This window comes from Pseudomonas sputi, assembly GCF_021603585.1.
In the GTDB taxonomy this organism is placed as follows: domain Bacteria; phylum Pseudomonadota; class Gammaproteobacteria; order Pseudomonadales; family Pseudomonadaceae; genus Aquipseudomonas; species Aquipseudomonas sputi.
On sequence record NZ_BQHI01000007.1, the window covers coordinates 34,079 to 48,132 of the forward strand.

The following is a 14,054-nucleotide window of genomic DNA, read 5'->3' on the forward strand; positions in this document are numbered from 1 at the left end:
CGCATCATCCTTGGTGGTCGGTGTGGAGGGTGGAGATCAGGCGAATCTGTTCTTCGTAGGCCTGGGCGAAGTCGCGGGCCAGCAGGCGCTCGCTCCAGTCGTCGTCCTGACGCAGCGCATGGTGATAACGGTTGAACGCTCTCCAGCGCCCGCCAGCGGTGGCGAGCAACGGCTTGTTGTCGCGCTCGAAACGCAGGGTCAGCTGCTCCGGCGAGAAGTGTTCCAGAGTGCCGCGTACCGCCGCGCGGCTGGCGGTCAGCAGTGCCACCTGATGCGCCTGCAAATCGCGGAACGCCCGGGAGATCGCCTGCTCGGCCGGCAAATGGCCCGGCTTGTGCGGCTGCAACAGGATGTCCAGCGCCTCGCTCGGATCGACGGCGAATTTCAGCGGGTTCTTGTTGGTGCCTTGCACGGTGGTCTGGGCCAGACGCAATTCGTTCTTCAGCTCGGAGCGGGTACGCAGGCTCTGTTGCAGACCGCCGACGCTCTGGCGCAGCAGACGTGCAGCGTTCAGCGCCAGAGCTTCACGCTCGTCGTGGCTGAGGTTCTTCACGTTCACGCCAAGGGCCGCGCCGAATTTATCCCAGAAGGTTTCACTCTGACGCTCCACCGCTTTCGGTGCCGGTGCAGGCTCAGGCGTGGGTTCGACGATCAGCTCCGGCACCATCAGGCTTTCCATGTCGATGCGCGCGTAGTCGGCACGCTGACGGGAGTCTTCAGGGTCGGTCACCGGCGCGAGCATTTCCTCGAATTCCGAGTACACGCGCTCTTGCTGCTCCAGCGACTTCAACGGGTCGAGGTCGAGGAAGGCGTCGTCCGGGATGATGCTGCCGGCGGCACGTGGCAGGCCGACTTCACCGTCGAACGTCGCCGGGTCGCGCACCAGTCGCGCGCGAATTTCGAAGTCGCCCAGCACGTAGGTGCTGCCGTGCTCGATGCGCACCGGTTCGCCCTTGTGCAAGCGTGCGCCGCTGTCACCGTCCTGCACACCGTTGCTGCTGGTGTCGGTCAGGAAGAACGAACCCTCGCGATAGCTGACGATGGCGTGGTGGTTGGACAAGTGCCGCTTGCGGTCAGGGATGATCCAGTCGCAGTCCTCGCCCCGCCCGATCACGCCGCCGGCCTGTTTGAAGGTCCGCTGGCACAGCTCGGTGGGCACGAACTGCTTGGTGTTCAGCATTTCGAAAACCAATTCCATGTTTGATGCTCCTTGCGGTCACTTGCCGCGATTGACCGCCTGCGGATCACCCAGCGGGCGGTAATCGTTATCGTTGAATTTGTAATTGCCGCTGCAACCGCCGAGGCCGCATAGAACGACGAGGGTCAGCAGGACAGCGTGCCAGTGACGAACAGACATCAGAGGGTCTCCAGGTGTAGACAAAGCACAAAGCGCCGACCCTTGCGGGCGGCGCTGAAATAGGTGTTCGAGGTGAATCCGACGGACTTTCGCCTACCCATCGAAATCACCCAGATTGATGTTCAAGCGGCCGAGCCGGTACAACAGCGTGCGGCGCGGCAGGCCCAGTTCCCGGGCGGCGAGCGTCTGGTTGCCGTCGTTCTTGCGCAGGCAATCGAGCAACAGATTGCGTTCGACCGCTTCCAGTCGTTCGCGCAGATTGAGGCCGCAGTGGTCTTCCGGCACCGGCGCCGATTCCAGGCGCAGCGAGAAATGTTCGGCCAGCAACTCGCCGCCCTCGCACAACAGCACCGCACGCTCGACCAGGCCTTTGAGCTCACGCACGTTGCCGGGGAAGGTGTAGCCGGACAGGTGTTCAAGCGCCGCGTCCGACCAGCGCACCGGATCACGTTGCAGGAACGTGCAGGCCTTGTCGGCGAAGTGTTTGGCCAGGTCGAGGATGTCGCCTTCGCGCTGACGCAGGGCCGGCAATTCGATCGGGAATTGCGCGAGGCGGTAGTACAGGTCCTCGCGGAATTTGCCTTCGCTGACCAGCACCGACAGATCGCGGTGCGTCGCGGCGATGATGCGCACGTCGATCTTGTGAGTGTCGTTGGAACCCAGCGGGCGGATCTCGCCTTCCTGCAACACGCGCAGCAACTTGGCTTGCAGCGACAGCGGCATGTCGCCGATTTCATCGAGCAACAGGGTGCCGCCGTTGGCCGCGTCGAACAGCCCGGCGCGGTCGCGGTCGGCGCCGGTGAAGGCGCCTTTGCGGTAGCCGAACAGCTCGCTTTCCAGCAGGTTTTCCGGGAACGCCGCACAGTTCTGCACGATGAACGCCTGGGACCGGCGCGGGCCGCAATCGTGGATCGCCCGCGCGACCACTTCCTTGCCGGTGCCGGTCTCGCCACGCAACAGCACGGTGTACGGGCTGTGCAGGACTTTGCTGATCAGCGAGTAGGTCTGGCGCATCGCCGCGCTCTTGCCGATCAGGCCGTAGCCGCTGGCACTCGGCAGGCTGCGCACCACCGGCGCGGCAGCGTTCACTGGCTGGCGCAGACGCTGTAGCAAGTGCAACTGGCCGAGCACGAACGAACCGAGCTGGCCGAGGGAATCGGCAAAGCCTTGCAGGTCGATGCGGCGACGACTGGCGCACAACAACAGGCCTTCGACAGCCTTCTGCTGATTGACCAGCGGCACGCACAACAGCGACTGCCACGGCACGGAAGACGCCGGCAGAAAACTGGTTTCATGCAGGCTGCCGCCCAGGTCGTCGAAGCACACCACGCGGTTCTGGCACAGGGCGAACTGCAACAGTTGCTCGCCGTTGTAGTCCGCCGGCAGGCTCGCCGCGCTGCGCGGTTGCAGCACACCGTCGAGGCATTCGGCATTCATCCCCAGCGACGTGTGCGTGGCGTCAAGCAAGTACAGCTGGGTCAGTTCACAAGCACTCAGCCCGGCCAGACCGCGCACGAAGTCACCCAGCAGCGCAGCACCGTCCGCCGCCCGCGACAGGCTGGCGAACTGCGCCAGCAAGGCTTCGGCATAGAGCAGTGGCTGCGGCACTTGGGTGAACATCACACTCACCTCAGGCGAACTCGCAGGTCACGCTGGCTTCACCGTCGAGCGTCGCATGCACGCGCTTGAGGCTTTCACCGGTGGCCATGGCGTCGAGCAGGCGGTCGGCCACCAGCGGCAGTACGTGCTGATCGAGCAAGTGGTCGATCAGGCGTGCACCGCTTTCGCTTTGGGTGCAACGCTCGGACAGGTGATCGACGAGGTTCTGGCACCAGCTGAAATCCAGCTGACGACGGTTCAGGCGCTCGCCCAGACGACCGAGCTTGATCTCGATCAGCTCGCGCAGCACCGGGCCGCCGACCGGGTAGTACGGCACCACTTTCATCCGCGCCAGCAGCGCCGGTTTGAAGTGCTTGCTGAGCACCGGGCGAATGGTCTCTTCCAGCACTTCGGCGGTCGGACGCGCACCGTCTTCGCAGAGGTCGCTGATCTTGTCGCTGCCCAGGTTCGAGGTCATCAGGATCAACGTATTGCGGAAGTCGATCTCGCGCCCTTCGCCGTCGTTGGCCACGCCTTTATCGAAGATTTGGTAGAACAGGTTGAGCACGTCCGGGTCGGCCTTCTCGACTTCATCGAGCAGCACCACCGAGTACGGCTTCTGGCGCACGGCTTCGGTGAGCATGCCGCCCTCGCCGTAACCGACGTAGCCTGGCGGTGCACCGATCAGGCGCGAAACGGTGTGCTTCTCCTGAAACTCGGACATGTTGATGGTGGTGATGAAACGATCGCCGCCGTACAGCAGATCGGCGAGTGCCAGTGCGGTTTCAGTCTTGCCGACGCCGCTTGGGCCGACCAGCAGGAACACGCCGACCGGTGCGTCCGGCTTGTTCAGGCCGGCAGCGGTGGCGCGCATCGAGCGATCCAGTGCGTGCACGGCTTGTTCCTGGCCACGGATGCGGGTGCGCAGGTCGGTGGCGAAACTCGCCACCTTGGCGTTGTGTTCGCGGGCCAGTTGCGCCAGCGGCACGCCAGTCCAGGCGCTGATCACTTCGGCCACCAGACGCGGGCAGACTTCGAAGCTGACCAGACGCTCCTTGACCTGAGCGGCGGTCAGGGCGCTGTGGGTTTCGTTGAGTTGCGCTTCCAGTGCTTCGACGCTCTGGCCTTCTTCAACTTCAGCAGCAACGGTTTCGATCACCGTGCCTTCGGCGTCTTCTTCAACAGTCACTGTCGGCTCGACCGCAGCGGCTTCACGGGCCTTGGCCAGTTGCTGACGCAGTTCCAGCAGGCGCTCGGCCAGTTGTTTTTGTTCGGTCCACTGGGTTTCAAGTGCGACCCTTTCCGCTTCGGCTTCGTCCAGACGCGCTTCCAGTGCCTCCAGCGCTTCGTGGTCGATCAGCAGACCGGCTTCGGCATCACGGCGCAGGGCCTGACGCTGGCGGCCACCTTCAGCCAGTTCGCCACGCAGGCGCTCCAGGCTTTCCGGGGCCGCGGCGAGGCTGATGCGAACACGGGCGCACGCGGTGTCGAGCACGTCGACGGCCTTGTCCGGCAGTTGCCGACCGGCCAGGTAACGGGCGGACAGTTCCGCTGCCGACACCACCGCGTCATCGCGCAGATAGATGCCGTGGCTCTTTTCATAGACTTGCGCCAGGCCACGCAGGATGGTCACGGCTTCGCTCACGGTCGGTTCGTGCAGTTGAACCGGTTGGAAACGGCGGGCCAGTGCCGGGTCTTTCTCGAAGTATTTCTTGTACTCGGCCCAGGTGGTCGCGGCGATGGTGCGCAGCTCGCCACGGGCCAGCGCCGGCTTCAACAGGTTGGCCGCGTCGGAACCGCCGGCATTGCCGCCCGCGCCGATCAGGGTGTGGGCCTCGTCGATGAACAGGATGATCGGCTTCGGCGAGGCTTTGACTTCGTCGATCACGCCTTTCAGACGACGTTCGAATTCACCTTTGACGCTGGCGCCGGCCTGCAACAGGCCCATGTCCAGCGACAGCAACTCGACGCCCTTGAGCACCTGCGGCACTTCACCGGCCGCGATGCGCGAGGCCAGGCCTTCGACGATGGCTGTTTTCCCGACACCGGCTTCACCGACCACGATCGGGTTGTTCTTGCGGCGACGGGCGAGGATGTCGACCATCTGCCGGATCGCGCCATCGCGGCACAGCACCGGGTCGAGTTTGCCGTCACGGGCCTGTTGGGTCAGGTTGTGAGTGAAGCGCTCCAGCAGCGATTCGCCCTGGGCGGCCGGTTTGCCGTTGGCCGCGGCTTGAGGCTGTTGCGACAGGGCAAATTCCTTCAGGCGATCGATGTTCAGTTTGGCCAGCAACGGCTGATAGCGGCTGCCGGCGTAGCGCATCGGGTTGCGCAGCAGCGCGAGGATCAGCGCCGCGTCTTCGACCGAGGTCTGGCCCAGTTCAAGGTTGGCCACCAGCAGCGCGTCTTGCAGCCACTGCACCAGTTCCGGGGCGAACACCGGGTTGCGCGAAGCGCTGTGCTCGACCCGCGATTGCAGCGCGGCGCTCAGTTCGCCAGCGTCAACGTCGGCATCCTGCAGTGCACGGGAAAGCAGCCCGTTCGGACGCTCCAGCAGGCCGAGCAGCAAGTCTTCGACCAGAATCTTGCTGCCGCCACGGGCCACGCAGCGCTCGGCCGAACGTTCCAGATCGCGACGGGTTTCGGCGTCCAGCGCCTGGATAAGTTGTTGCAGGTCTACGTTGATCATGGCTCACGTCCTTAATGAATTTTGCTGCCCAAGGTCACCACGCCGTCTGCTTTTTCGCAGCCCAGCCAACTGGTCCACCCCAGGCGACAGTCGTTCTTCTCGCCAATGCGCAGTTCGCGGATTTCTTCCGGACGCAGCACCAGGCGAATGTCGTAATCGAGCGGGTCACGCAAGGTGAACCGCACCAGCGCGCAGAGCGGCTGGTAACCGAAACCGATGGGCAGGAATTCGTGGAATCGCTCCCAGTCGAGTTCGGTGATGTGGATGCGGAATTTGCCGCTGCGATCGCGCACGCGTTCGCCCAGCACCAGGTCTTCACCCAGCACGCTGTTGGCGAAGCCGAGGCGGTTGCGCTGCTCTTCGAGGATTTCCACGCGGCGCTCGATGCATTGCTCGATGACCAGGTCTTCGTGCTTGAAGTAGTAACGCAGCACCGCTTCGATCAGCGCCGCCGAGTGCGCCCGCAGACTGAGCAGGCCGAGGTACGGCAGCAGGCGTTTCCAGTTCAGTTCCTTGGCCTTGCGGATCTCGTCGCCGCCGAGGCCGATCAGGGCGAACAGCTGCGAGGAAAACGGGTCGACCGCGCCACTCTGGAAGCTCGCGCGGTAGCGGTACTTGCGCCAGATCGGCAGCATCAGCCGTTGCAGGCGATGGTGGAACAGGTCGAGAAAGTTGCGCGTCGGGTTGCCGTCTTCGCTGTCGCCCAGGGCTTGCTCGCCATAGAACGCCGGCAGCGGCGAACCGGAGCCGACCAGGCCGATCAGGTTGAACCGCAGGCGCGCGCGCATCTGCCCGTGCTCTTCGAAAAACTCCACGCGATCGACGTCGCTGCGCGGAAATCCGAGGCTCGGGTTGGCCTGGAATTCCAGCTGGTCGTACAAATCGTCTTCGCTCAGGTACGGGTGCGCATCGCGCAGCCGGTCGATCACCAGCAGCACGGCCTGAAACAGCGAGTACTCGCGTATTACCTTCGTCAGCCCGCTTAAAGCAGGGGCTGCAGGCCCATACGTGGTGTCCATTGGTACACCTCTCCCTGTGTGCTTTTTACCCGCAGCTCATGGAATGAATTGAGACTGGCGTAAAGCGCGAAAAACTCGTTGAGAACCGAGGCGAAGACGAACAGGTCGCCCTCACCGATATACCCTTCCGGGTCGATGGTCAGTTCGGTGCGCAAACCGCGCACCGGCAAACCACGGTGCAAGCGGTCCACGTGGTGATGCTTGATGTGCTTGAGGCCGCCGAGCAGGCGTTTGCTGACCTTCTCCGCGTGCTGGTCGTAGTAGCGCGGCAGGTCGTAGGTTTCGAGAATCACCTTCAGTGCATTGACGTCGGCCAGCGACAGATAGTTAAGCGACATGTTGCTGATCAGCTTCCACAGGAAGTCACGGTTCAGCGGCGGCGCGAAACTGGAAGTGGCCGGGGTGATGTTGCGGAAACTCAGGAACTCCGGGGTCTCTTCGCACGCCATGCAGATCTGCCCGAGCTTGAGTTTGCGCGGCAGGTTCTGGTTGGTGCAGACCAGCTCGATCGACAGGGTTTCGTGGGCTTCGGTGTGGCGGATGCCGAAGCTCAGGTAGGTGTCGAGGCCGTCGTGCAGCAGCGACGAACGCTGGCGGATGCTGTAATGCGGACGGCTGTTGGGCACGTCGAAACTTGGGTCGTGCTCGAAGGATTCGAACGGCACGTATTCCTGATAACCGAGGCCGCCGGGTTTCCAGCCAGTCACGGTCTCCACCGAGAACACGCCGCAGTTTTCCAGATCGTATTCGGCCGGCAGCAGCAGGTATTCGTCCTGTTTGCCGTCGAGGCGGATCGGCAGCGCGTCGTGCTTGAACAGGTTGACGATCGGCGTGCAGAACAGCTTCACGTTATCCAGGGTCGGACGCATGCGCATGATGCCGCTCTTGCGGATGTCGAAGCGCAATTCCAGGCCGCGCATCTGCTTGAGCGTGTCTTCCGGCAGCGCCTTGAGAATGTCGAGGCCGTGGACATCAACGAACAGGAACTTGTCCTGGAAGGCGAAGTATTCCTGCAGATAGCGATAGCCGCGGAAGGTGTTCAGCGGATACGGGATCAGCGCTTCTTCTTCGGCAAAGCCCACCGGTTTGACCCGATCGCCCGGAATCTTGAACGCCATCGGCTTGCCGCTCACGCCATCGATCGGCTTGCCGGCGCCGTCGAGCGGGATCAGTTCGATGCCGTCGAGGTTGCGCAGCAGGCTCAGGTAGAGCATCTGGCTGATGTAGCGCTCGCCGGCAAAGTGCAGGCGCAGTTTGCTCAGCTCCAGCTCGCCGAGGTGGCCGTCGGCACTCATCTCCAGGCGCAGGCTGAGCAACGAACCGTCGCCTTTCACCGAGTAGTTCAGCGCGGCCAGATCCAGCGCCATGACTTCGGTCGGGTAGCAGGTGCGGAAGCGGCAACGCACGTCTTCGATCGGCACGCTCTCGATCGGCGTGTCACGCTCGACCTTTAGCGCCGGACCCGAACGCTTGAGCGGGTCGAACTGCAGAATGCTGAACGCCGGCAGCGGGCGCATGTAGTTCGGCCAGAGCAACTGCATCAGGGAATGGCTGAGCTCCGGCAACTCGTCATCGAGCTTCTGGCGCAGCCGCCCGGTCAGAAACGCAAAGCCTTCCAGCAACCGCTCCACATCCGGATCCCGCCCGGCCTGCCCCAGGAACGGCGCCAACGCCGGACTACGCTCGGCGAAACGGCGGCCCAGTTGGCGCAGTGCGGTGAGTTCGCTTTGGTAGTAGTGGTTAAAGGACACGGGTTACCTGCCTGGTAGTGGAACTCATCAAAAAAATATCCTGTAGAGCGCAACCGTCACGCCGGCGCAGAAGTAACCGGCGATCAGGAGGTATGGCACAAGCAGGATCCAGCCGTAGGCCATGAAAGCACTGTCGAACGGCCCGACGACCAGGCTGCACAAGCCATAAAGCATCCAGGGCACCGCGTAGAAAGGGATGATCTTCAACGGCGCCAGCCAGACCATTCGCAGCGCCTGCTGCTCATTGCGGCTCTTCGCGGCCCGCGATACCCACAGCGCAAACAACAACAGTCCGGGCATGCCGAACCACAACAGATACACCCAGTGGGTCTCGGACGAATCGAATGTCGAATATTCGCCAATCCACAGGCCATAGGATGAAAACGCGAGCATGGCCAAGAATGGCGTCCACAAGGCACCCATGAAAAAACTCAGCTGCGCGCGGCTGAGGATGGGCATCTGGTTCGATACCCCGATCACGGGCAAGCCCTCATCTGCGAAACCACGTCCTGCGAAGCAATCGCAGGCAATGCCTGCCGCATCAACGCGCGCTTTTCCAGGCGCAGCTCAATGACCTGCGTGGCCAGAATCGCCAGCAACGTCACCCCCCCCTGAGCCACGGTGTAGAACAGCGCCCGCAACGGGTTGTCGGGCACCATCATGAATAGAATCCAAGAGACCATCAGCGCGAGCAGGCCGAGTTTTGCCCATAGCTTCGGGAACACAGCGGCCAGTGCGTTCACCGCGAAAAAAATATAAATGAACATGTAATGTGCGATGCCGATGCCCACGCCACGGGTGGTGAAGCCGCCGTTGAATGCTTTGTAGGCAACGACCACTGCGTCGTTCAGGAAAACGTACGCAACACATCCAGCGGCATGGAAAGCCAGGTTCATGGCAACGCGGGCGTAGATGTTCATGCCGGCTTCACATTCCCGTACCAAGTACCTGCACCATGAATTGCGACGACAGACGCCAGAACGATGTAGGTCAGCAAACGATGCCAGCTCGAATCGCTGTCAGCCACTCCCGCCAGATATCCCTGCATTTAAACTCCACCTCTGCCAAAAGCCTTAGGAAGAGCGAAAAGCAAAGCGGTACTAAAAACCCAAAAAAACAAATAAACGTAGTTTTTAGGCATACCACTAGAGGCCCAACCTTTTACAACACTCAAGCCGATAGCAAACTGCAAAATAAAAAAAGAAAAAATTACCAATGGAACGGACAACGCATAACTATACGGCTCCGCAAAATCCAATTTGAAAACTGCGAACACCTCGAACACCAAAAATGGAAAAACGAGGGCTATCGCCATGAAGATCATCAACTTTATTTTCACTGCGTAATTCATCAGCGCAGGACCTCGAAGCGAAGAGGGAGCGCAAACCATAATTGACGCAGAGCTTCTGGCGCGCGAAAAATGTCGCAATAACAGGATCCGCACAGCCTCATATTTTTCGAGTCAGTAAATAACATTGAACACCCAATAGTTAAATTCATAGAGGGCGATCGCACCTGCAAAAGCCGTAACCAAAGGCATGACCCCATTTCGCAGATTTCTTGTTCTAACGATCACAACCAACGACCTTGTAAAAAAAAACAAGGCAGCGACCATCAATGGAACATAAACAACAATACAAAAAACAAAAAAATACCCATACAACTCAACGCCACCCACCGACCATTTACTCTGGGGCTCGGTGAGCGACATCAGCAGCAACAGAGCTGATATCAAAAAATAGAAAACGCGAAACATTTAACGAAGACCCTTTGAGTAAAGGAGCTTCGCAAGCTCACGCCGTCTGGCCTTCCCGTCAGCCGTGTCTCCGGAGTAGTAAAAGTGCCCCTCCGCCGTAGGCATCTGCTTACCCAGCTCCAATGCAGAGTCCACCAACTCCTTGTCAGTCATGCCGGCGTAAATAGGATCGCCCTTGTCCTGCAGGTTTATGATTATTGCCTTACCTATATTTTCGTGACTGCTCACTGCATCCTTCAGGCTTTTATTAATCGGAGCACCGATGAGGACAACGTGATCAACTTTTACGCCCGAGCGCGCGTAATACATTGCCGTTCGCGCTGCGATTACGGACCCCCAAGAGTATCCGACTATATTGAACTGCCCGACCTTGGGTAATGGTTTTGTAATTTCCATTGATTCGAGAGGAAATTCCGTCGCCTTTATTTTCGAAACATCGCGACTAATTTTTACGGCTAGAATATCGCTGGTGGGCGTACACTCCACAACGCTATTACTTTTGATCGTAATTAAGCCGTAGAGATATTTCTTCTCTATGTACTCACCACCATAAGTGCACTTCTGCAGCTCGCCATATTCAAATATGACCGGATCACTTTCATCTTGATTATATAAAACGACAGAGGCCGCATCGCTTAGCATGTCCACCATGTCTGGGACATGTTTATCCAGCCCTGCCGTGAGAGATGAATAGTTACCAAATACAGCATTGGGAATGCCGGCTTCCTTGAGTGCTGCAACCATATCCGCGTTGTAAGCACCGATCATTCCAGCCCCACCCAGGAATACCGTCAGACCTTGTTCAACAACGATAGGCTTAGGCGTGAGGTCCTTGGTTGGGGTACTGCTCATCGTTGCAACTTTCGAAAAAGCACCACTTGAAGTATTGATGACGTCAGCGCCCATCTATCAATCTCCCTTTGCGACATAGATTTCAACTGTCTCTGCACTTTCGTGGCGAGATAGCCGATGAGTGAATCCTTTTGCGTTGGTAACACCCTCTTCCTGCGATCCATCTTGCCGAACGATGAGATATCGGCGATCAGCCATCGGGGCGCCAGACTCGTCGGTAAGGGCGAACTGCTCATCAAAACCAGGAAGAATCAACGGCAATGGCGGCACAAACGGCGCCGGCGAATGCGAATTGCCGATAATCACCGTCCCTGATCCAGCAGTGACCTTGTTGCCATGAGAACCTACCGAACCAACAGTGGCAGCCGGCTTGCCGTTGATCAGAACCGTAGTCGCAAGATCGCCGACCAACGCACCACCGCACGCCGAGGCATCGCCTTGGCGGGCAGCCGCGAGGCCGTCGAAGAACACGTCGCCAGAACCGGCGGCGATCGGGTTGGTGCCGTGGCCGGGGAGCGGGCAAGCGGTGGGGTCGGATACGCGTGCTGCAGGTTTGCCAGACATCGGGGTTCTCCTTAGTTGACCTTCACTTGACCGCTGCCATCCAGGCGCGCGGCGAAACTGACCTGACGCTTGAAACCCTCGACTTCCAGCAGGCCTTCGATGCTGAAGGCCAGGCGAAGCTGGTCGTGGTCACGCGGCAGGGAAATGACACGCACGTTGCTCAGGCGCGGTTCGTAGGCTTCGATGAAGCTTTCGATGGCCAGGCGGGCCTGACTCAGGGAGTCGTGCAGGCTCAGGCGCATGTCATTGAGATCGGGCAACCCGTAGTCGGACAGCGTTTGCACGCTGCCGGCCCGGGTGCTGAGCATTTTGGCCAGATGGGCAGCCACCGACGCCATGGCCGAAGCCTCGAGGCTCTTGCCCTTGCGCTGTTCCGCGTCGCCATTGAGGCGTTCGAAAAGGCTGCCGTATCCGTCCATGAGTCGCTCTTACTCTTTGTCCAGCTTGCCAACCAGCGACAGGGTGAAATCGGCACCCATGTACTTGAAGTGCGGACGCACGTTCAGGCTGACGCGGTACCAGCCCGGCTCGCCTTCAACGTCGCTGACGATCACTTGCGCAGCGCGCAGCGGACGACGGCCACGTACTTCGGCGCTCGGGTTTTCCTGGTCGGCCACGTACTGGCGGATCCACTTGTTCAGTTCCAGCTCGAGGTCGGTACGCTCTTTCCACGAACCGAGTTGCTCGCGCTGCAGCACTTTCAGGTAGTGAGCCAGGCGGTTGACGATCATCATGTACGGCAGTTGGGTGCCGAGCTTGTAGTTCAGCTCTGCCGCCTTGCCTTCTGCGCTGATGCCGAAGAACTTCGGCTTCTGCACGGAGCTTGCGGAGAAGAACGCCGCGTTGTCGGAGCCTTTGCGCATGGTCAGGGAGATGAAGCCTTCCTCGGCCAGTTCGTATTCACGACGGTCGGAAACCAGAACCTCGGTAGGAATCTTGGTTTCGATTTCGCCCATGCTTTCGAAGTGGTGCAGAGGCAGGTCTTCAACCGCGCCGCCGCTCTGTGGGCCGATGATGTTCGGGCACCAGCGGAATTTGGCGAAGCTGTCGGTCAGCTTGGTGCCGAACGCGTAAGCGGTGTTGCCCCACAGGTAGTGCTCGTGGCTGTTGGCAACGTTTTCCTTGTACACGAACGATTTGACCGGGTTTTCTTCCGGGTCGTACGGGTTACGCAGCAGGAAACGCGGCACGGTCAGGCCAACGTAGCGAGAGTCTTCCGAAGTACGGAAGCTCTGCCATTTGGCGAATTGCGGGCCTTCGAAGTGATCTTTCAGATCCTTCAGGTCCGGCAGACCGGTGAAGCTTTCCAGACCGAAGAATTTCGGGCCGGCGGCGGCGATGAACGGCGCGTGGGACATGCAGGCTACGCTGGACACGTACTGCATCAGCTTCACGTCCGGCGAGCTTGGGGACATGTAGTAGTTGGCAATGATCGCGCCAACCGGCTGACCACCGAACTGGCCGTATTCAGCGGTGTAGATGTGCTTGTACAGGCCCGACTGCATGACTTCCGGCGAGTCTTCGAAATCGTCCAGCAGGTCTTCTTTGGAGACGTTGAGGATTTCGATCTTGATGTTTTCGCGGAAGTTGGTGCGGTCGACCAGCAGTTGCAGGCCACGCCACGACGATTCCAGCGCCTGGAAGTCCGGGTGGTGCAGGATTTCGTCCATCTGACGGCTGAGCTTGGCATCGATCTCGGCGATCATGCGGTCAACCATGGCTTTCTTGACCGGCTCACCGTTGTTCTGCGGCTTGAGCAGCTCTTCGATGAACGCCGACACACCGCGCTTGGCGATGTCGTAGGCTTCGTCGTCCGGCGTCAGGCGGGTTTCGGCGATGATGCTGTCGAGAATGCTGTACTCGCCGTTTTCTGCGGCGTTCTGTTGTGCTGCGCTAGTGCTCATTGTGTTGGCTTCCTTGGCTGCTGGAGTCTCAAGCGTCCGGGGCTGCGGCGTTCAGGCCCAGCTCACCGAGTACGCGACCGCGGGATTCATCGTCGGCGAGCACGCCTTCGATGGCTTTACGGAACGCAGGTGCGTTACCCAGCGGGCCTTTGAGGGCCACCAGCGCGTCGCGCAGTTCCATCAGTTTTTTCAGCTCAGGCACTTGCTCGACCAGACTGGCCGGGTTGAAGTCCTTCATGGAGTTGACGCGCAGTTGCACGGCCAGCTCGTCGGCCTCGCCATCTTCCTGCAGACGGTTCGGCACGCTCAGCGTCAGACCCAGCTCTTGCTTGGCCAGCACTTCGTCGAAGGTCATCTTGTCGATGCTGATCGGCTTGCGATCCTCGATCTTGCGATCGTCCTTGCGGTGGGTGTAGTCACCGATTGCCAGCAGCTTCAGCGGCAGTTCAATCTCTTCCTGAGCACCGCCGGTGGCGGGTTTGAAGGTGACGTTGATGCGTTCCTTGGGGGCTACCGAGCCTTCTTTGGCCATGGCTTTTCTCCTTGCGGTTGTGGCCCTGGGG

The 14,054-nt window shown here is 60.2% G+C and carries 15 protein-coding genes; all 15 read right to left on the minus strand.

What is annotated here, in order from left to right:
• Window positions 1-4 precede the first annotated feature (4 nt).
• The gene (tagH, locus tag L6D81_RS12165; RefSeq protein ID WP_236179737.1) at window positions 5-1,198 is read right to left on the minus strand and encodes a type VI secretion system-associated FHA domain protein TagH; all 1,194 of its coding nucleotides are present in this window, start codon (window positions 1,196-1,198) and stop codon (window positions 5-7) included.
• Between the two features lie 18 nt (window positions 1,199-1,216).
• On the minus strand, window positions 1,217-1,357 hold the full coding sequence (locus tag L6D81_RS12170; RefSeq protein ID WP_003229566.1) for a hypothetical protein: 141 nt from the start codon (window positions 1,355-1,357) through the stop codon (window positions 1,217-1,219).
• 93 nt (window positions 1,358-1,450) lie between these two features.
• Window positions 1,451-2,977 carry a sigma-54 interaction domain-containing protein gene (locus L6D81_RS12175; protein WP_236179739.1) on the minus strand — a complete coding sequence of 509 codons (1,527 nt, stop codon included), beginning with the start codon at window positions 2,975-2,977 and terminating at the stop codon, window positions 1,451-1,453.
• Between the two features lie 10 nt (window positions 2,978-2,987).
• Entirely contained in the window at window positions 2,988-5,645 is a 2,658-nt protein-coding gene (tssH, locus tag L6D81_RS12180; protein ID WP_236179741.1) for a type VI secretion system ATPase TssH, read from the minus strand.
• Between the two features lie 11 nt (window positions 5,646-5,656).
• A complete protein-coding gene (gene tssG, locus L6D81_RS12185) occupies window positions 5,657-6,664 on the minus strand; it encodes a type VI secretion system baseplate subunit TssG (RefSeq protein ID WP_039765146.1) in 1,008 nt (335 codons plus the stop codon).
• Window positions 6,628-8,415 carry a type VI secretion system baseplate subunit TssF gene (gene tssF / locus L6D81_RS12190; protein ID WP_011336593.1) on the minus strand — a complete coding sequence of 596 codons (1,788 nt, stop codon included), beginning with the start codon at window positions 8,413-8,415 and terminating at the stop codon, window positions 6,628-6,630. Before tssF ends, tssG begins: the two co-directional genes overlap by 37 nt.
• Window positions 8,416-8,442: 27 nt before the next feature.
• A complete protein-coding gene (locus L6D81_RS12195) occupies window positions 8,443-8,874 on the minus strand; it encodes a hypothetical protein (RefSeq protein WP_373874305.1) in 432 nt (143 codons plus the stop codon).
• 17 nt (window positions 8,875-8,891) lie between these two features.
• Window positions 8,892-9,335, minus strand: a complete 444-nt coding sequence (locus tag L6D81_RS12200; protein ID WP_236179743.1) for a hypothetical protein — start codon at window positions 9,333-9,335, stop codon at window positions 8,892-8,894.
• A gap of 128 nt (window positions 9,336-9,463) precedes the next feature.
• A complete protein-coding gene (locus L6D81_RS12205) occupies window positions 9,464-9,766 on the minus strand; it encodes a hypothetical protein (protein WP_236179745.1) in 303 nt (100 codons plus the stop codon).
• A gap of 111 nt (window positions 9,767-9,877) precedes the next feature.
• The gene (locus L6D81_RS12210; RefSeq protein WP_236179747.1) at window positions 9,878-10,171 is read right to left on the minus strand and encodes a hypothetical protein; all 294 of its coding nucleotides are present in this window, start codon (window positions 10,169-10,171) and stop codon (window positions 9,878-9,880) included.
• Window positions 10,172-11,077, minus strand: coding sequence for an alpha/beta hydrolase (locus L6D81_RS12215; RefSeq protein WP_236179749.1), 906 nt, complete (start codon window positions 11,075-11,077; stop codon window positions 10,172-10,174).
• Window positions 11,078-11,080: 3 nt separating this feature from the next.
• Window positions 11,081-11,587 carry a PAAR domain-containing protein gene (locus L6D81_RS12220; protein WP_236179750.1) on the minus strand — a complete coding sequence of 169 codons (507 nt, stop codon included), beginning with the start codon at window positions 11,585-11,587 and terminating at the stop codon, window positions 11,081-11,083.
• Between the two features lie 11 nt (window positions 11,588-11,598).
• Window positions 11,599-12,006, minus strand: a complete 408-nt coding sequence (gene tssE / locus L6D81_RS12225) for a type VI secretion system baseplate subunit TssE (protein ID WP_064379801.1) — start codon at window positions 12,004-12,006, stop codon at window positions 11,599-11,601.
• Between the two features lie 9 nt (window positions 12,007-12,015).
• The gene (gene tssC, locus L6D81_RS12230) at window positions 12,016-13,491 is read right to left on the minus strand and encodes a type VI secretion system contractile sheath large subunit (RefSeq protein ID WP_011336600.1); all 1,476 of its coding nucleotides are present in this window, start codon (window positions 13,489-13,491) and stop codon (window positions 12,016-12,018) included.
• Window positions 13,492-13,519: 28 nt separating this feature from the next.
• Window positions 13,520-14,023 carry a type VI secretion system contractile sheath small subunit gene (tssB, locus tag L6D81_RS12235; RefSeq protein ID WP_003229587.1) on the minus strand — a complete coding sequence of 168 codons (504 nt, stop codon included), beginning with the start codon at window positions 14,021-14,023 and terminating at the stop codon, window positions 13,520-13,522.
• Window positions 14,024-14,054: the final 31 nt, after the last annotated feature.

What these genes read in the sequence shown, in the direction of transcription:
- tagH (WP_236179737.1), bottom strand. Translation starts at nt 1,198, where the DNA reads ATGGAATTGGTTTTCGAAATGCTGAACACCAAGCAGTTCGTGCCCACC.
- L6D81_RS12170 (WP_003229566.1), bottom strand. Translation starts at nt 1,357, where the DNA reads ATGTCTGTTCGTCACTGGCACGCTGTCCTGCTGACCCTCGTCGTTCTA.
- L6D81_RS12175 (WP_236179739.1), bottom strand. Translation starts at nt 2,977, where the DNA reads ATGTTCACCCAAGTGCCGCAGCCACTGCTCTATGCCGAAGCCTTGCTG.
- tssH (WP_236179741.1), bottom strand. Translation starts at nt 5,645, where the DNA reads ATGATCAACGTAGACCTGCAACAACTTATCCAGGCGCTGGACGCCGAA.
- tssG (WP_039765146.1), bottom strand. Translation starts at nt 6,664, where the DNA reads ATGGACACCACGTATGGGCCTGCAGCCCCTGCTTTAAGCGGGCTGACG.
- L6D81_RS12195 (WP_373874305.1), bottom strand. Translation starts at nt 8,874, where the DNA reads ATGCCCATCCTCAGCCGCGCGCAGCTGAGTTTTTTCATGGGTGCCTTG.
- L6D81_RS12200 (WP_236179743.1), bottom strand. Translation starts at nt 9,335, where the DNA reads ATGAACATCTACGCCCGCGTTGCCATGAACCTGGCTTTCCATGCCGCT.
- L6D81_RS12205 (WP_236179745.1), bottom strand. Translation starts at nt 9,766, where the DNA reads ATGAATTACGCAGTGAAAATAAAGTTGATGATCTTCATGGCGATAGCC.
- L6D81_RS12210 (WP_236179747.1), bottom strand. Translation starts at nt 10,171, where the DNA reads ATGTTTCGCGTTTTCTATTTTTTGATATCAGCTCTGTTGCTGCTGATG.
- L6D81_RS12215 (WP_236179749.1), bottom strand. Translation starts at nt 11,077, where the DNA reads ATGGGCGCTGACGTCATCAATACTTCAAGTGGTGCTTTTTCGAAAGTT.
- L6D81_RS12220 (WP_236179750.1), bottom strand. Translation starts at nt 11,587, where the DNA reads ATGTCTGGCAAACCTGCAGCACGCGTATCCGACCCCACCGCTTGCCCG.
- tssE (WP_064379801.1), bottom strand. Translation starts at nt 12,006, where the DNA reads ATGGACGGATACGGCAGCCTTTTCGAACGCCTCAATGGCGACGCGGAA.
- tssC (WP_011336600.1), bottom strand. Translation starts at nt 13,491, where the DNA reads ATGAGCACTAGCGCAGCACAACAGAACGCCGCAGAAAACGGCGAGTAC.
- tssB (WP_003229587.1), bottom strand. Translation starts at nt 14,023, where the DNA reads ATGGCCAAAGAAGGCTCGGTAGCCCCCAAGGAACGCATCAACGTCACC.